This is a genomic window from Saccharothrix obliqua, assembly GCF_019375475.1.
In the GTDB taxonomy this organism is placed as follows: domain Bacteria; phylum Actinomycetota; class Actinomycetes; order Mycobacteriales; family Pseudonocardiaceae; genus Actinosynnema; species Actinosynnema obliqua.
Genome location: NZ_JAHXGQ010000016.1, coordinates 96,216 through 111,540 on the forward strand (window position 1 = coordinate 96,216; position 15,325 = coordinate 111,540).

Here is a 15,325-nt window from a genome sequence, read left to right on the forward strand (position 1 = left end):
TGGGTGGCGTGACGACAAGCTGCCCCTCCTGCGCCTGGCCCGCCGCCGAACCCGCCTACCCGGTGTCCGTCCACGGGCGGGTGTCCTACGTGCGCTGCGTGTGCGGCCTGTGGCTGGTGCTGGACGCGGGCCGGGTGGTGGCGACGGCGGGCGGGCCGGGGTCGGCTAAGGTCCCGTCCCCGTGACGTCCCGCCGCGAGCTGCTGTGCGACACCGTGCTGTCCGTCCTGGCCGCCGAGGGCGGCCGGGGGTTGACGCACCGCGCGGTCGACCGGGCCGCGGCCGTGCCCGAGGGCACCACCAAGAACTACTTCCCCACCCGCGAGTCGCTGCTCACCGCCGCCGCCGAGCGGATGACCGCGTTGCACGGCGAGGCGGTGGCGCGCCTGGCCGCGACCACGCCCGCGGACGTCTCCCCCGGTGACGTCGCCGAGCTGTACCCGGCGCTGCTGCGGCGTGCCGTCGCCGACGACCCGACGCGTTTCCTGGCGATGGTGGAGCTGTACCTGGAGGCGGTGCGGCGGCCGGCTGTGCGGGCGGCGCTGGGCCGGATGGTGGTGTCCAACGCGGAGGCGGGCGCGCGGTTGCACCACGCCGCCGGGCTGGCGTCCACCGCCCGCGACGCGGGCCTGCTCGACGCGTACTTCCTGGGTGTCGCGGTGTCGTTGCTGGCGTTGCCCGACGAGGCGTTGCGGGCCACGGGCCTGGACGACCCGCACGCGTTGGGGCTGGGTCTGTTCCACGCCGCCGCGGGCCGTCCCGGCGACGGGGGCTGACGCGGGGTCAGCGCAGCACGCGCCGCCCGAAGCGGACCCCGTCGAACCCGGCCGCCTCGCCGATCAACGCCGAGCCCACGTCGGTCCAGCCCCGGAACCAGGACCGGGAGAACAACGCGTCCTGGTGGAACACCACGTCCCCGAACAGGGCGCGACCGCCGAAGAACACGTCGGCGAAATCGGCCGCGCCGCCGAACTCGGCGCGACGCAGGTCGGCCCGCCCGGACACCTTCGCCGCCCGCAGCCGCGCCTCCTGCGCCACCTGGACGCCCGCGAACGCCAGGTTCCCGGTGAACACGGCCAGCGTGAACGACGCCGAGCGGGCGAACAGGGCGTCGGTGAACACCGCGTGCCGCAGGAACCGGGCGCCGTCGAACACCGCCTCGCCGGTCACGGTCATCGCCGCGAACCGGGCGTCGCCGACGAACACCGCGCCGGTGAAGTCGACCTTCGCCACGCGGCAGCCCGACAGGTCCAGGTCGACCAGGATCGCGCCCGCCGCGTGCACGTCCATGCCCGGCCAGAAGTCGTCGCCGGGCCGCAGGTGCGCCGCCAGCCGCCGCTGCACCTGCACCCGCCAGCCCGCGTCCAGGCCCCGCGCGACCCCGCCGCGCAACGCGGCCAGCCACGTGTCCACCACGTCCTGGCGTCGGCGCGGCACCGCGCGGCCGATCTCGGCCAGCAGCAGCAGGCCCTCGTGCTCGCCCGCCCGGAACCGGCGGTTGGCCTCCCGCCACACGGACACCGGTGTCGGCCCGTCACCGCCCGTGCGGCGACGCGCGTGCTCGTCGAGCAGCGTCTCCGCCTGCGACCGGCGGTGGTGGCGCACCACCACCAGGGCGAGCACGAGGGCGACCACCAGCCACATGACCCACGTCGGCATACCACCGATCATGCCCTGACCGGATACGTCGGCGTACGTAGTCGCGGACACCGCTTCGGAACGGACGCCGCGACCCTCGGCCGCCCGGAGTATCGGGTGGCATGAGCGACCACGATCCCGCGGTGCGCGCCTCCGACGGCGAGCGCGAGCACACCGCCACCCGACTCCGCGACGCCGTCGGCGAGGGCCGGCTGACCCTGGCCGAGGCCGAGGAGCGGATCACCGCAGCCTACGCCGCGGTGCACCGCGCCGATCTCGTGCGGCTGACCGCCGACCTGCCCGAGCCGCCGCGGGCCGCGTCGCCGCCGGCGCGGCGGTCGTGGCCCTGGGCGCCGCTGCTGCTCGGTGTGCCGCTGCTCGTGGCGTGGGTCGCGGGGCCGTGGCCGTTCCCGTGGCCGGTGCTGCTGGTGGCGCTGCTGGTGCTGGGTGCCCGTCGCGCGCGGCGCCGCCCGGTCTGACCGCCGCCGGCCGCCGCCGGCCTAGGGTGCGGCCATGGACCTGACCGACGCGTGCCACGCGGGCGCGGCCCGCCAAGCCGAGTTGCTGCGGGCGGGCGTGGTGCGTTCCCGCGACCTGGTCGCCGAGTGCCTGCGCCGCGTGGAGCGGCACGACCGGCGGCTCAACGCGTTCCGCCTGGTGTTCGCCGAGCGGGCGCTGGCCGACGCCGACGCGGCCGACGCGCGGCGGGCCCGGGGCGGGGACGCGCCGCTGCTGGGCGTGCCGGTGGCGGTGAAGGAGGACCTGGCCGTCGCCGGGCTGCCCACCACGAACGGGACCGCCGCGGTCGACCGGGTCGCCGACCGCGACAGCGCGGCGGTGCGGTCGCTGCGTGCCGCGGGCGCGGTGGTGGTGGGGCGCACCCGGATGCCGGAGCTGGGGTTGTGGCCGCACACCGAGAGCAGTTGGGCGGGGGCGACCCGCAACCCGTGGTCGACCGCGCACTCCCCCGGCGGGTCCAGCGGCGGGTCCGCCGCGGCCGTCGCCGCCGGGTTCGTCGGCGCCGCCGTGGGCACCGACGGCGCGGGTTCGGTGCGCATCCCGGCGGCGTGCACGGGGTTGTTCGGGCTCAAACCGCACCGCGACCACGTGCCGCTGGACGGTCCGGTGTGGGGTGGCATGGTCGTGGCCGGGCCGATCACCCGCCACGTCCGCGACGCCGCGTTGCTGCTCGACGTGCTCGCGCCCGGCCACGGGCACACGGCGGCGGCGAGCACCGACCCGGGTCGGCTGCGGATCGCGGTGTCGTTGCGGCCCTGGGGTCCGGCGACCCCGCTGGACCCGGAGGTCCGCGCCGCCGTCCTGGACACCGCGGGGCTGCTGGCCGACCTCGGCCACGACGTGACCCGTCGGGACACCGCGCCACGCGGCCTCGGCGGCCCGGCCGGGTTCGCCACCCGCTACCTGCGGGCCGCCGCCGACACCGCCGCCGACCTGGACCACCCCGCGCGCCTGGACGCGGGCACCCGGCGGGTGGCGGCGCTCGGCGCGGCGCTGCCGGCGCGTGCCGTGCGGGCGGCGGTGGCGCGGGCCGACCGGGTCACCGCCCGCGCCAACCGGGTGTTCGCCGACCACGACCTGCTGCTGACGCCGGCGTTGACCGGGCCGCCACCGCGGGTCGGGCAGTGGCGGCGCACGCCCACCGTGCCGGCGTTGCTCGCCGCCGCCCGCCTCACCGCGTTCCTGCCGCTGTGGAACATCACCGGCAACCCGGCCGCCGCTGTGCCCGCCGGGCGTGCCCGCGGCGGGCTGCCGCTGGCGGTGCAGCTGGTGGGCGCGCCGCACGCCGAGAACACCGTGCTGGCCGTCGCGGGCCAGTTGGAGCGGGCCCGGCCGTGGGCCGACCGCCGGCCCGACCTGCCGTGACGCCGGGGTGGTGTCACCGGTCGTGCGCGGTCAGCGTCGCCAGCAGGTCGCGCACGGCCTCCGGCGGGCGGGCGCGCGCCACCTCGGCCAGCACCTCCTCGCGCAGCCGCGGCCACCCGCCGACCACGGCCGCCACCGCGCGCAGCCGCTCGAACGACGCCACCGACGGCGCGGCGAGGAACGCCTCCCGCCGCCACGCCACGGCCCGCTCGGACCAGCCCAGGCGCAGGCACTCGTCCACCGCCAGGTCCACCAGGCGGTCCGCCGCGCCCCGGCCGCCGGTCGCGCGCAGGCCCCGGCCGACCCACTCCAACGCCTCCTCCACCCGGCCCGCGTCCCGCAGCACCGTCGCCACCTGGAGGTAGTGCCAGCCCGACGACAGGTCCCGGGTCAGCACCAGCACGTGCAGGTCCACGTCGCCAGTGTGCTCGGCCAGCTCCTCCATCACCCGCAGCAGCGCCCACCGCCGCCGGTCGTAGCGCCCGGTCTCCCCGAACCCGATCACCGGCAGCCCGGTGAACCGCTCCACCGCCTCCGCGCGGTAGCGGGCCAGGCCCGCCACGCCCAGTGCCGACGCGTACGGCGCCAGGCGCACCTCCGGCGGCTCCGGGTAGCCCGTCTGGACGTGCAGCAGCCAGTCCGCCAGCGCCGCCGGCCCGGGTGGGTCCGCGGCGCACGCCACCGCGTGCAGGTCCAGCGCCCGGTCCACCAGCGCCTGGAGCGCCGCGCGGTGCTCCCGGTGCTCCGCCACGCCCGCGACCAGCAGTTCCACCACCTGCTCGGCGACCCGGCGGGCGCCCGGCCCGGCCGCCACCAGCGTGGCCAGGTCCGCCACCGCCGCCGTCAACCCGTCCCGGCGCTCGGCCCACGACACCCCGGACCGGACCAACCACGAATTCACTCGAACGGGTAACGGGTGCACCGGCACATATAACCGCACCGACCCCGGTGGCAGCGATGCTCCACCCCGGTGGCGTGATCACCGCCCGAACGGGGCGGGGGCGGTCGGCCCCGAACCGGCCGACCGCCCCCGCCCCCGCCGTGGTCGTTACTCCCGCGTGCCGCCGTCGGGCGCCTCGTCGGCGACCGGCGCGGCGCCCAGGCCCGGCACGGGCGACGCGCCGCCCGGCAGCCCGCCGCGCTCCGGTCCCGCCGCCACCGGCGACGGGCGGGCGCCCGACAGCGGGCTCGGGACCTCCTTGCGCGCCACCTCCTCGGCCGCGCGCACCGCCTCGGCGACCGCCGGGTCCGGAGCCGTGTCGAACCACTCCGCCACCGACGCGTCGTCCTCCTCCGGCCGCGACGCCGCCGGCTCCTCCGCGGGCGGCTCGTAGCGGAACACGCCGTCCTCGCCGGGCGCGCCCAGCATCCGCGCGAAACCCTCCAGCGCCTTGCCGTAGTCCGACGGCACCAGCCACACCTTGTTCGCGTCGCCCTGCGCCATCTGCGGCAACGTCTGGAGGTACTGGTAGGCCAGCACCTCCGGCGTCGGCCGGCCCGCCTTGATCGCCGCGAACACCTTCTCGATCGCCTTCGCCTGGCCCTGCGCCTGGAGGTAGCGGGCCGCGCGCTCGCCCTGCGCCTTGAGGATCCGCGACTGCCGCTCCGCCTCCGCCGCCAGGATCGCCGCCTGCTTCGCGCCCTCCGCGGACAGGATGGCCGCCTGCTTCTGGCCCTCCGCCGACTTGATCGCCGACTCCCGCTGGCCCTCCGCGGTCAGGATCATCGCGCGCTTCTCCCGGTCGGCGCGCATCTGCTTCTCCATCGAGTCCTGGATCGACGGCGGCGGGTCGATCGCCTTCAGCTCCACCCGCGCCACCCGGATGCCCCAGCGGCCGGTCGCCTCGTCCAGCACGCCCCGCAGCTGGCTGTTGATCTGGTCGCGGGAGGTCAGCGTCTCCTCCAGGCTCATCCCGCCCACCAGGTTGCGCAGCGTCGTGGTCGCCAACTGCTCCACGCCGACGATGTAGTTGGAGATCTCGTACACGGCCGCCCGCGGGTCGGTCACCTGGAAGTAGACGACCGTGTCGATCGACACCGTCAGGTTGTCCTGGGTGATCACCGGCTGCGGCGGGAACGACACCACCTGCTCGCGCAGGTCGATCCGCGCCCGCACCCGGTCGAAGAACGGCACCAGGATGTTCAGGCCCGGCGCCGCCGTCGTGCGGTAGCGGCCCAGCCGCTCGATCACCGCGGCCGTGGCCTGCGGGATCACCAGCACCGACTTCACCGCGACGATCAGCACGAACAACACCAGGACCGCGACGACGATCAACGTGGTGGTCAACTCTCTCCCGCCCCTCCCAAGCTCAGGACCCGGACATCACCACGGCGGTCGCGCCCGAGATCTCGACAACGGTGACCTCGGCGCCCGGTTCGAGCACCGCGTGGTCCAGCGACCGCGCCGACCACACCTCGCCACCGATCCGCACCCTACCGCCGTGCCCGTCCACAGTGGACACCACGACCGCGGTGGCGCCGACCAGCGCCGCCACCCCCGACCGCAACTCGTTGCCGGCCGTCAGGCGCCTCTTCAGCACCGGCCGCGCGCCCGCGACCAGACCCAGCGCGGCCACCGCGAACGCACCCGCCGCGACCAGGTCGCCGGCGCCCAGCGCCGACACACCCGCCGCGCCCAGCGCGGCCACCCCGAGCATCACCAGCACGAAGTCACCGGACAGCAGCTCGGCGGCCACCAGCAGCACGCCGAGCACCAACCAGATCAACGCGGCCACCCGCCCATCCTCGCACCCGTGGCCGCCGAAAGGTCAAAAACCGCCGGAACCGGGTTCCGTCACGAAGTCGATCAACCGCTCGACCGCCCCGATCAGCGGCGTCTCCAGGTCCCGGAACCCCGACACGCCCGCCAGCACCCGCCGCCAGCCCTCCGCCGGCTCGCCCCAGCCCAGCGCCGCGCACACCCCGTCCTTCCACGGCACCCCGCGCGGCACCTCCGGCCACGCCGCGATGCCCACCGACGCCGGCTTCACCGCCTGCCACACGTCGACGTACGGGTGGCCGGTGACCAGCACGTGCGGGTCCCGCAGCCGCTCCACCAGCCGCGACTCCTTGCTGCCCGGCACCAGGTGGTCCACCAGCACACCCAGCCGCCGCGCCGGGCCCGTGCCGAAACCGGCGACCCGGTCGGCCAGCACGTCCACCCCGTCCAGCGGCTCCACCACCACGCCCTCCACCCGCAGGTCGTGGCCCCACACCCGCTCCACCAGCTCCGCGTCGTGGCGGCCCTCCACCCAGATCCGGGAGTCCCGCGCCGTGCGCGCCCGCAGCCCCTCCACCCGCACCGACCCCGACGCCGAACGCCGCGCCGCCGCCGGAGGGCGGGGCGCGGGCCGCACCAGCGTCACCGGCGCGCCGTCCACCAGGAACCCGGCCGGGTTCAGCGGGAACAGCCGCTCCCGGCCGTGCCGGTCCTCCAGCACCACCCGGCCCTGCTCGAAGCGCACCACCGCGCCGCAGAACCCCGACGCCGGGTCCTCCACCACCAGCCCCGGCTCCGCCGCCACCTCCGGCACCTTCCGCCGCTTCGGTCCCGCCAGCACGTCCCGGCCGTAGTCCTGTGATCGCACGGCTCGCGACGCTAGCCGTTCACCCGGTCGGTGCACCCGCAGGCACGCCGCGACGGTCAGAACGCGGGCCAGGGGATCGCCGGCCAGTCGTCCGACGGCGTCGGGTACACCCCCGCCGCCAGCAGCTTCTCCACCCGCTCCGCCAGCGCACGCACCTCCGCGCGCGTCAGGTGCTCGTGCAGCCGCTCACCCAGCTCACCGCCCAGGTGGCCGCGCAACGCGCGCAGCGCCTCCACCGCCTCCTCCGGCAGCGGCTCGCCCAACCAGCCCCACAGCACCGTGCGCAGCTTGTCGTCCGAGTGCAGGCAGATGCCGTGGTCCACGCCGAACACCGCGCCGTCCACCGCGTGCAGCACGTGCCCGCCCTTGCGGTCGGCGTTGTTCACCACCGCGTCGAACGCCGCCATCAACCGCATCCGCGGGTGGTCGGCGTGCACCAGCACCGCCGGCTCCCCGTACCGGTCGTGGGCGCGCAGCACCGGCCGCCACCCCGGCCGGACGTCGTCCTCCGGGACGATGTCCACCAGGTCGTCGTCGTCGCGGGTGTCCACCCACAGCTGCACCATGCCCGACCCGAACGGGCCCGGCCGCAGCACCGTCGGCGGCACCAACCCGAACCCCGCCGCCTCCGACACCAGGTAGGTCGCGATCTCCCGGCCCGCCAGCGTGCCGTCCGGGAAGTCCCACAGCGGGCGCTCGCCGCGCACCGGCTTGTACACGCACCGCGCGGCCACCCCGTCGAGGCTGATACCGCAGAACAGGGTCGCGTTCGACGCGTCCACCAGCCTGCCCTCGACCTCGATGCGGCCACGCCCCAGTAAGTCCAGGACACCCTCGTCGCCGGGCCGCACGACGGCTCAGCCCTCGTCCGAGCGCCGGTAGCCGTTCTGCCGGGGGCACACGTGGCCGTCCGGGTCCAGCGGCTCCGAGCACAGCGGGCACGGCTTGCGGCCCGCGCGCACCACCCGGTCGGCGCGCTCGGCGAACGCCCGCGCCTCCACCGGCGACAGGAACACCCGGACCGCGTCCGGGCCCTCCTCGGTGTCGTCGAGCACCACCGCCTCGTCGACCTCCTCCTCGGTGATCGCGAGCAGCTCGATGACCACCGCGCGGGACTCCGCGTCCCAGCCCAGCCCCATCGTGCCGACCTTGAACTCCTCCTCGACCGGCACCGTCAGGGGTTCGGTGTCCCGGAGGTCCTCCGGCACCGCGTCGGGCACCTCCGCGCCGAACCGCCGGTGCACCTCCTCCAGCAGCGAGCCGATGCGCTCGGCGAGTACGGCGACCTGTTGCTTCTCCAGCGCCACGCTCACCAGGCGCGCCTCCTCGGCGGCCTGGAGGTAGAACGTGCGCTCGCCAGGTTGCCCGACTGTCCCGGCGACGAACCGGTCGGGCTGGCGGAATACGTGAATGACGCGTGCCATGACACCAACGACCCTAGGACACGCGGACAAGATCGGCAGCCCTCCCCCCGCTTTTCCGTCATCTGTGGAGAGGCGCGCCGCGCCGAACGGCGCTCACCGGCCCTCCGGGCGTGCGGATAGGGTCTGCGGCGTGGTGAAGATCGCACCGTACGGAACGTGGACATCGCCCATCGGCGCGGCCGACGCCGCCGCGGCCGGCGGGGGCCTGCACTGGGTGGACCTGCACGACGGCCGGGTCTGGTGGGCCGAGGGCCGGCCCGCCGAGGGCGGCCGGGTCGCGCTGGTGCGCGACGGGCGGGACCTGCTGCCGCCGCCGTGGAACGCGCGCAACCGCGTCCACGAGTACGGCGGGCGGCCGTGGGTGGTGCTGGACACGCCCGACGGCACGCGCGTCGCGTTCACCAACTGGGACGACCAGCGCGTGTACCTGTTCGACCCGGACGACCCGGCCCCGGCCCCGACGCCGATCACCCCGGAGCCGGAGCGCCGCCAGGGCGTGCGGTACGCCGACCTCACCGCCGGCCCCGGCGGCACGGAGGTGTGGTGCGTGCGGGAGACCGCCACCGGCGACGCCCGCACCGACGTCCGCCGCGACCTGGTGGCCGTGCCGCTGGACGGGTCCGGGCCGCGGGTGCTGGCCGCCGGCCACCACTTCATGACCGGGCCCCGGCTGTCCCCGGACGGCACCCACTACGCGTGGATCGGGTGGAACCACCCCGACATGCCGTGGGACGGCACGGAGCTGTGCGTCGCCGAGGTCGGCTCCGACACCCACCGCGTGCTCGCCGGCGGACCCCGCGAAGCGGTGTGCCAGGTCGAGTGGGAGGGCCGCGACCTGCTGGTCCTCACCGACCCCGACGGCTGGTGGAACCTGTTCCGGATCACCTTGGACGGCGGGCGCACGAACCTCGCGCCCTGCGCGGAGGAACTCGGCGGACCCATGTGGCGGCTGGGCAACCGCTGGTTCGCCGCGATCGAACCCGGCCGGTACGCGGTGCTGCGCGCCGGCGCGCTGGCCGTGCTCGACGAGAGCACCGGCACCGTCACCGACGTCGACACCGAGCTGCCCGTGTGGCTGTCGCAGCTGGCCGTGCACGACGGGGTCGTGGTGGGCGGCGCCGCCGGGCCGCGCGACGAGGCCGCCGTGGTCACCCTCGACCTGGCCACCGGCGAGCTGACCCGGCTCACCGGGCACTCGGCGGCGCTGCCGCCCGCCGAGTACCTGCCGGTGCCCGTCGAGCGCGTGTTCACCGGCCCCGACGGGCAGCAGGTGCCCGCCTACGTGTACCCGCCGACCAACCCCGGCTTCGCCGCGCCCGACGGGGAGCGCCCGCCGTACGTGGTGCACGTCCACGGCGGGCCCACCGGGCGGTCCGTGCCCGTCCTGGACATCGACCTGGCGTACTTCACCAGCCGCGGCATCGGCGTCGTGTCGGTCAACTACGGCGGTTCCACCGGATACGGCCGGGCGTTCCGGGAACGGCTGCGCGAGCAGTGGGGCGTGGTCGACGTCGCCGACTGCGCGGCCGTCGCGCAGGCCCTGGCCGACGAGGGCGTCGCCGACGGCGCGCGCCTGGGCATCCGCGGCGGCAGCGCCGGCGGCTGGACCTCCGCGGCGTCCATGACCAGCGTCGAGACCTACCGGTGCGGCATGATCTCGTTCCCCATCCTGGACCTGCGCGGCTGGACCGGCGAGGGCGGCGAGACCCACGACTTCGAGTCCCGCTACGTGGAGGGCCTGGTCGGGCCGTGGCCGCAGACCGCCGACCGGTACGCCGAGCGCTCACCCGCCAACCGGGTCGACCGGCTCAACGGGCCGGTGCTGCTGTTGCAGGGCCTGGAGGACGAGATCTGCCCGCCCGAGCAGGCCGACCGGTTCGTCGCCGCCCTGGACGGCACCGGCATCCCGCACGCCTACCTGACCTTCGAGGGCGAGCAGCACGGGTTCCGCAAGGCCGCGACGATCGTCGCCGCCCTGGAGGCCGAGCTGTCGTTCTACGGGCAGGTGTTCGGGTTCGAGCCGGCCGGCGTGCCGGTGCTGGAGCTGCGCACGTGACACCGCGCCCGCTGCGGGCGGGCGACCGGGTGGTCGTGGTCAGCCCCGCCGGTCCCGTGCCGGCGGGGCTGCTCGACGCGGGCGTGGCGTGGCTGACCACCTGGGGCCTGGACGTGCGGGTCGCGCCGCACGCCCGCGACACCCACCCGGACCTGCCGCACCTCGCGGGCGTCGACGCCGACCGGGCCGCCGACCTGCGGGAGAGCTGGCTGGACCCGACCGTGGCCGCCGTGCTGTGCGCGCGTGGCGGGTACGGCAGCCGCCGCCTGCTCGACCTGCTCGACTGGCCCCGCCTGGTCGCCGAGCCCACGGTGTTCGTCGGGTCCAGCGACGCCACCGCCCTGCACGAGCCGCTGACCCGCGCCGGCGTCGCCACCTGGTTCGGCCCGATGGTCGGCACCGCGGCGTTCGTCCACGACCCGGTCGCGCGCGACCGGCTGCGGCACGCCCTGTTCGGCGGCGCCGTCGCGTTCCGGGGCGTCACCGTCGTGCCCGGCCGGGCCCGGGGCGTCGCCGCCGGCGGCACCCTGAGCCTGCTCGACGCGCCACCGCCGGACGGGGCGATCGCGTGGCTGGAGGACGTCGGGGAGCCGCCCTACCGGGTCGACCGGATGCTGACCGACCTGCTGCGGCGCGGCTGGTTCGACCGGGTCGCCGGGATCGTGCTCGGGTCGTGGACCGGGTGCGGCGACGTCGACCCCGTGCTGGCCGACCGGCTCGGCGGGCTGGGCGTGCCGATCGTCGGGTCGGTGCCGTTCGGGCACTGCGCCGCGCAGCACACCGTGCCGTTCGGGGTGCCGATGGAACTGGACGCCGACACCGGCGTCGTGACGTGGGGAGGACCCTGATGCGCCTGGGGTTGCGCGACCTGGTCGACGCCCGGCTCGCCACCCACGCCGAGCAGGCGCGGGCCGACGCCGCGGCCCGGCCCGTGCGGGGGCCGGGGAATCCGGCCGAACTGCGTGCCGCGCGGGCCGCGGCGACACCGCGGTGGACCGACCCGTCGGCCGTCGAGCAGGTCGTCGACGCCGCCGGCCGGCGGGTGGCCGTGCGGGTCCTCACGCCCGCCGGCCCGCCGCGCGGCGTCCACCTGGACATCCACGGCGGCGGCTTCTACCTCGGGTCGGCGGCGCAGGGCGACGCGCGCAACCGGCGGCTGGTCGACGCCCTCGGGGTCGCCGTGGTGAGCGTGGAGTACCGGCTCGCGCCCGAGGACCCGTGGCCGGCCGCGCCCGACGACTGCGAGACCGCGGCGCGGTGGCTGCTCGAGCACGCGCAAGCCCGCTTCGGCACGACGCGGCTGTCGATCGGCGGTTTCTCGGCCGGAGCGACCCTGGCCACGACGACGCTGCTGCGGCTGCGCGACCGCGGCGGGGTCGACGCGTTCACCGGCGCGGTGCTCCAGTTCGGCACCTACGACCTGAGCGGCCGGACACCGGCGGGCCGGCTGATCGCCGACGAGTTCTTCCTGCGCGCCTACGCGGGCCACGCGCCCGACCGCACCGTCCCGGACATCTCCCCGGTCTACGGCGACCTGCGCGGCCTGCCGCCGCTGCTGCTGGTCGTGGGCGGCGCGGACGTCCTGCTGGAGGACAACATGGCGATGGCGGTCCGGGTCTCCGCGGCCGGCGGCGACGTCGACCTGCGGATCTACCCGGACGCGCCGCACGCCTTCACCGCGCGGCCCACCGCCATGGCCGACGCGGCGCTGACCGACGTCGAGCACTGGCTCGCGGACCGCGTCGCCGGGCGGTGACGGGTGGGACCGGGCCGCCCCACCCGCCGCCGCGCCTAGAGGCCGAACGCCAGCAGCACGCTGCCGTTCGGGTTCGGGTACGCGGGCCAGTACCCGGCCTGCACGTACACCATCCCGTTGGACACCACCGCGCCGCCGCCACCGCCGGAGATCGTGCCGCCCCGGCCGGGCAGCCCGTTCACGCCGGTGAAGTCGCGCACCGTGTCGAACGTCCACAGCACCTGGCCGGTGCGGGCCGAGTAGGCGCGCAGCTTGCCGTCGTTGCTGCCCTCGTACACCACGCCCGGACTGGTCGACACCGCCGGCCCGTGCGCCAGGGTGCACACGTCGGGGTGGTTCGCCGCGCCGCCCGTGGTGCAGCCGTCCGCCGGGTGCGGTGTCTCCCACAGCACCCGCCCCGTGCCGGGGTCCACCGCGAACAGCTTGCCCGGGTCGGCGAAGTAGGTCGCGATGTAGAGCCGCTGACCGTCGTAGCTGGAGCCCCACTGGATGCCCGAGATGCCGCCGCTGGGCAGCGGCACGCCCAGCTGCCGCCGCCACACGACCTCGCCGGTCGTGGCGTCGAACACGTGGTAGACGCCCAGCTTCTGGCCGACGCCGACCAGGTGGCGGCCGTTGACGGTGAACAGGTTCGGCGTCGCGCCGATGTCGTAGTCCAGCGCCGAGCCGTCCTTGAGCCCCGGGCAGTAGCCCTCGGCGTCCGGCGCGTTGCACAGCCCGCGCCACGTGTCGGCCTTGGTGACCTGGTTGCGCCACTTCACCGCGCCCGAGCGGGTGTCCAGCGCCAGCAGCGTGTCGAAGTCACCCGCGCTGCCGGTGTAGTTCTGCCCGGTGCCGACGTACAGCGTGCCGGTGCGGACGTCGATGGTGGGCGAACTCCACACACCCGCGCCGGACGGCTCGTAGCGGGTCGCGCCCGACGGCCACGTGCCCACCGCCTGCGGCTCCGGCACCGTGTAGTGCCGCCACACCAGGTCGCCGGTGTCGGCGTCCAGGGCGTCGACGTGGCCGCGGAAGGTGCAGCACGGGTAGTCCCGCGCCCCACCGGCGAAGTCGGCGTTCTCCCCGCTGGAGGTGCCCACGAACACCTTGCCGTCGTGGACGACCGGCGAACTGGTCACCGTCGCCGCCGGGTGCGCGTCGACCTGCTTGGCCCACACCACCCGCCCGGTGTGCTGGTCCAGTGAGTACACGTAGCCGCGCATGTCGCCGAAGTACACCCGGCCGCCGGTCACCGCCGGGCCGTCCCACGGGATCACGGGCCGCGCACCCGGCGCGATGCCACGCAGGTCCGTGGTCCACCGCTGCGCGCCGGTCTTCGCGTCACGCGCGTGGAACCGGCCGTCCGGGCCGCCGAAGTAGGCCACGCCGTCCACCACGGCCGGCTGGCTGCGCACCGGCGCGTCGGACTTCTCGTAGGCGAACGCCCACTTCAGCTTCAGGTCCTTGACGTTGTGCGGCGTGATCCGCCACTCCGCCGCGTTGTGCCGCGACCCGGCCGGGTCCTTCTGCCACCCGGGCCAGTCGCCGTCGCGCCGGTCCGGCGCGGCCGTCGCCGCCGCGCCCAGCAGCGCGACGCACGACGCGACCGCCACGATGGCCGTTGCTCGTCTGGGTAAACCCATCACCACTCCCCCATGTCGATGGTGCGGACTCCACCACCATGGCAGCGGCGCGGGACGGGGCGCGATCGGTCGAAAGGAGCGGATCGCGTAAGGCGAAGGTCGCCCCCGATCCACGCCCAAGGAGTGACCCGCGGCCCGTGCCCGGGCCGGTACCCTGCGCGCGGCGGCCGAGACCGGCGGACCCCGCCCCGACCGGTGTCCGACGCCCGGCGATCGACGCCGCCCGAGGTGTCCCGCGCTCCCCGGCGTCGTCAGCGCTGCCGGGCCCGCGCCACGTCCGCCACGACCGCGCGCACCTCGGCGGCCAGCGCCGGGTCGGCCACCCGGGTGGTCTCCAGGGCGGCTTCCAGGGCGTCCACGAGCACCACCGGGTCGCCGTCGGCCACCGCCGCCCGCACCCGCGCGTCGACCACCGCCACCCGGCCGGCCAGGTCGCGCAGCGCCTCGGCGTGGTCCCGCGCCCACGCCGCCACCGCCCGGTCGGCGGCACGCCGGTCCCGCGCCGCACGCACCCGGCCCTCGGCGGTGTCGCCCAGGTCCTGCCGCAGCCGCAGGTAGCGCCGCTCGGCCGCCTGCCTGCTGGACACGCCCAGCGCCGGCGCGAGCCGCGCCCAACTGGTGCCCCGCGACCGGGCCGCCTCGATCAGCCGCGGCTCCCACGCCGTCAGCTCCGCCTTCAACTCCCGCAGCAGCACCAGCGCGGCCAGCACGTCACCCTCACCGTCGACCGCCGCGCGCACCGTCTCGTAATCCCCGATCACGGCCCTACTGTGGCAGGTGCGCCCGCCGCACCCGCCACCCGCGGTCGCCCGACCACCCCGCCGTGCGCGACACTGTCCGGCCATGCGCCCCGCACCAGGCGAAGTGCTGCACTTCTCCGAAGACCCGACGATCACCCGGTTCGTGCCGCACGTCGCCGCCACCGCGCGGCAACCCGAGGCGTACGTGTGGGCCGTCGACCACGACCAGGCCCCGGCGTACTGGTTCCCCCGCCAGTGCCCGCGCGCGATGGCGTGGGCCGGCGACCGCACCACCGACGCCGACCGCGCCTGGCTGGGCCCGCACCGGGTGCACGCCGTCGAGTACGGGTGGCTGGACCGGATGCGGGACGTGGCGTTGTACGCCTACCGGTTCGACGCGGCGGCGTTCCGGCCGCTGGGCGACGCCGCGCAGGTCGCCACCGAGCCGGTGGAGCCGCTGGGCCCGCCCGAGCACGTCGGCGACCTGCTGGCGCTGCACGAGCGGGCCGGGATCGAGCTGCGGGTGCTGCCCCGCCTGTGGTCGTTCTGGGCGGAGGTCACCGGCCGATCCCTGGAGTTCAGCGGCATCCGGCTGCACAACGCCCGCGACGCCTAG

At 76.2% G+C, this 15,325-nt stretch carries 17 protein-coding genes; 8 read left to right on the plus strand and 9 right to left on the minus strand.

The features are described 5' to 3' along the window. The first annotated feature begins 8 nt into the window (after positions 1-8). Entirely contained in the window at positions 9-185 is a 177-nt protein-coding gene (locus KZQ38_RS33470) for a hypothetical protein (protein ID WP_219448016.1), read from the plus strand. After that, positions 182-775, plus strand: a complete 594-nt coding sequence (locus tag KZQ38_RS33475; RefSeq protein ID WP_219448017.1) for a TetR/AcrR family transcriptional regulator — start codon at positions 182-184, stop codon at positions 773-775. Before KZQ38_RS33470 ends, KZQ38_RS33475 begins: the two co-directional genes overlap by 4 nt. 7 nt (positions 776-782) lie before the next feature. Here KZQ38_RS33475 and KZQ38_RS33480 read toward each other — a convergent pair whose 3' ends face one another. Then, positions 783-1,658, minus strand: a complete 876-nt coding sequence (locus KZQ38_RS33480; RefSeq protein WP_219448018.1) for a pentapeptide repeat-containing protein — start codon at positions 1,656-1,658, stop codon at positions 783-785. 101 nt (positions 1,659-1,759) lie between these two features. Here KZQ38_RS33480 and KZQ38_RS33485 point away from each other — a divergent pair, with 101 nt between their 5' ends. Both KZQ38_RS33485 and KZQ38_RS33490 read left to right on the plus strand, forming a co-directional pair. Beyond that, the gene (locus KZQ38_RS33485) at positions 1,760-2,116 is read left to right on the plus strand and encodes a DUF1707 SHOCT-like domain-containing protein (protein ID WP_219448019.1); all 357 of its coding nucleotides are present in this window, start codon (positions 1,760-1,762) and stop codon (positions 2,114-2,116) included. Between the two features lie 34 nt (positions 2,117-2,150). Further along, entirely contained in the window at positions 2,151-3,521 is a 1,371-nt protein-coding gene (locus KZQ38_RS33490) for an amidase family protein (RefSeq protein WP_219448020.1), read from the plus strand. Between the two features lie 13 nt (positions 3,522-3,534). Here the strand turns inward: KZQ38_RS33490 and KZQ38_RS33495 are convergent, their stop codons facing one another. The 6 genes from KZQ38_RS33495 to KZQ38_RS33520 form a co-directional block, all read right to left on the minus strand. After that, entirely contained in the window at positions 3,535-4,422 is an 888-nt protein-coding gene (locus KZQ38_RS33495; RefSeq protein WP_308258723.1) for a hypothetical protein, read from the minus strand. Positions 4,423-4,569: 147 nt separating this feature from the next. After that, positions 4,570-5,808, minus strand: coding sequence for an SPFH domain-containing protein (locus KZQ38_RS33500; protein WP_219448022.1), 1,239 nt, complete (start codon positions 5,806-5,808; stop codon positions 4,570-4,572). A gap of 22 nt (positions 5,809-5,830) precedes the next feature. Continuing rightward, positions 5,831-6,256, minus strand: coding sequence for an NfeD family protein (locus tag KZQ38_RS33505; protein WP_219448023.1), 426 nt, complete (start codon positions 6,254-6,256; stop codon positions 5,831-5,833). A gap of 33 nt (positions 6,257-6,289) precedes the next feature. Beyond that, positions 6,290-7,108: a DUF3097 domain-containing protein gene (locus tag KZQ38_RS33510; protein WP_219448024.1), complete on the minus strand. Its 819-nt coding sequence runs from the start codon at positions 7,106-7,108 to the stop codon at positions 6,290-6,292. Positions 7,109-7,164: 56 nt separating this feature from the next. After that, positions 7,165-7,959 carry an SCO1664 family protein gene (locus tag KZQ38_RS33515; RefSeq protein ID WP_219448025.1) on the minus strand — a complete coding sequence of 265 codons (795 nt, stop codon included), beginning with the start codon at positions 7,957-7,959 and terminating at the stop codon, positions 7,165-7,167. 6 nt (positions 7,960-7,965) lie between these two features. Beyond that, positions 7,966-8,532 carry a DUF3090 domain-containing protein gene (locus KZQ38_RS33520; RefSeq protein ID WP_219448026.1) on the minus strand — a complete coding sequence of 189 codons (567 nt, stop codon included), beginning with the start codon at positions 8,530-8,532 and terminating at the stop codon, positions 7,966-7,968. Positions 8,533-8,662: 130 nt separating this feature from the next. On the opposite strand from KZQ38_RS33520, the gene KZQ38_RS33525 reads away from it, so the two are divergent. The 3 genes from KZQ38_RS33525 to KZQ38_RS33535 are packed head-to-tail and all read left to right on the plus strand — an operon-like array spanning position 8,663 to position 12,344. Then, positions 8,663-10,588 carry a dipeptidyl-peptidase 5 gene (locus tag KZQ38_RS33525; protein WP_219448027.1) on the plus strand — a complete coding sequence of 642 codons (1,926 nt, stop codon included), beginning with the start codon at positions 8,663-8,665 and terminating at the stop codon, positions 10,586-10,588. Further along, on the plus strand, positions 10,585-11,436 hold the full coding sequence (locus tag KZQ38_RS33530) for a S66 peptidase family protein (RefSeq protein ID WP_219448028.1): 852 nt from the start codon (positions 10,585-10,587) through the stop codon (positions 11,434-11,436). The genes KZQ38_RS33525 and KZQ38_RS33530 overlap by 4 nt, the downstream gene beginning before the upstream one ends. Next, on the plus strand, positions 11,436-12,344 hold the full coding sequence (locus KZQ38_RS33535) for an alpha/beta hydrolase (protein WP_219448029.1): 909 nt from the start codon (positions 11,436-11,438) through the stop codon (positions 12,342-12,344). Before KZQ38_RS33530 ends, KZQ38_RS33535 begins: the two co-directional genes overlap by 1 nt. Before the next feature lie 35 nt (positions 12,345-12,379). Here KZQ38_RS33535 and KZQ38_RS33540 read toward each other — a convergent pair whose 3' ends face one another. Then, the gene (locus tag KZQ38_RS33540) at positions 12,380-13,969 is read right to left on the minus strand and encodes an outer membrane protein assembly factor BamB family protein (protein ID WP_219448030.1); all 1,590 of its coding nucleotides are present in this window, start codon (positions 13,967-13,969) and stop codon (positions 12,380-12,382) included. Positions 13,970-14,220: 251 nt separating this feature from the next. Next, positions 14,221-14,730, minus strand: a complete 510-nt coding sequence (locus KZQ38_RS33545) for an SDR family oxidoreductase (protein ID WP_219448031.1) — start codon at positions 14,728-14,730, stop codon at positions 14,221-14,223. A gap of 82 nt (positions 14,731-14,812) precedes the next feature. On the opposite strand from KZQ38_RS33545, the gene KZQ38_RS33550 reads away from it, so the two are divergent. Continuing rightward, positions 14,813-15,325 carry a DUF6886 family protein gene (locus KZQ38_RS33550; protein ID WP_219448032.1) on the plus strand — a complete coding sequence of 171 codons (513 nt, stop codon included), beginning with the start codon at positions 14,813-14,815 and terminating at the stop codon, positions 15,323-15,325.

Bases quoted from the DNA above. Each gene is read 5' to 3' on its own strand.
- KZQ38_RS33480 (WP_219448018.1), bottom strand. From the start codon at position 1,658: ATGCCGACGTGGGTCATGTGGCTGGTGGTCGCCCTCGTGCTCGCCCTG.
- KZQ38_RS33485 (WP_219448019.1), top strand. From the start codon at position 1,760: ATGAGCGACCACGATCCCGCGGTGCGCGCCTCCGACGGCGAGCGCGAG.
- KZQ38_RS33490 (WP_219448020.1), top strand. From the start codon at position 2,151: ATGGACCTGACCGACGCGTGCCACGCGGGCGCGGCCCGCCAAGCCGAG.
- KZQ38_RS33520 (WP_219448026.1), bottom strand. From the start codon at position 8,532: ATGGCACGCGTCATTCACGTATTCCGCCAGCCCGACCGGTTCGTCGCC.
- KZQ38_RS33535 (WP_219448029.1), top strand. From the start codon at position 11,436: ATGCGCCTGGGGTTGCGCGACCTGGTCGACGCCCGGCTCGCCACCCAC.
- KZQ38_RS33540 (WP_219448030.1), bottom strand. From the start codon at position 13,969: ATGGGTTTACCCAGACGAGCAACGGCCATCGTGGCGGTCGCGTCGTGC.
- KZQ38_RS33550 (WP_219448032.1), top strand. From the start codon at position 14,813: ATGCGCCCCGCACCAGGCGAAGTGCTGCACTTCTCCGAAGACCCGACG.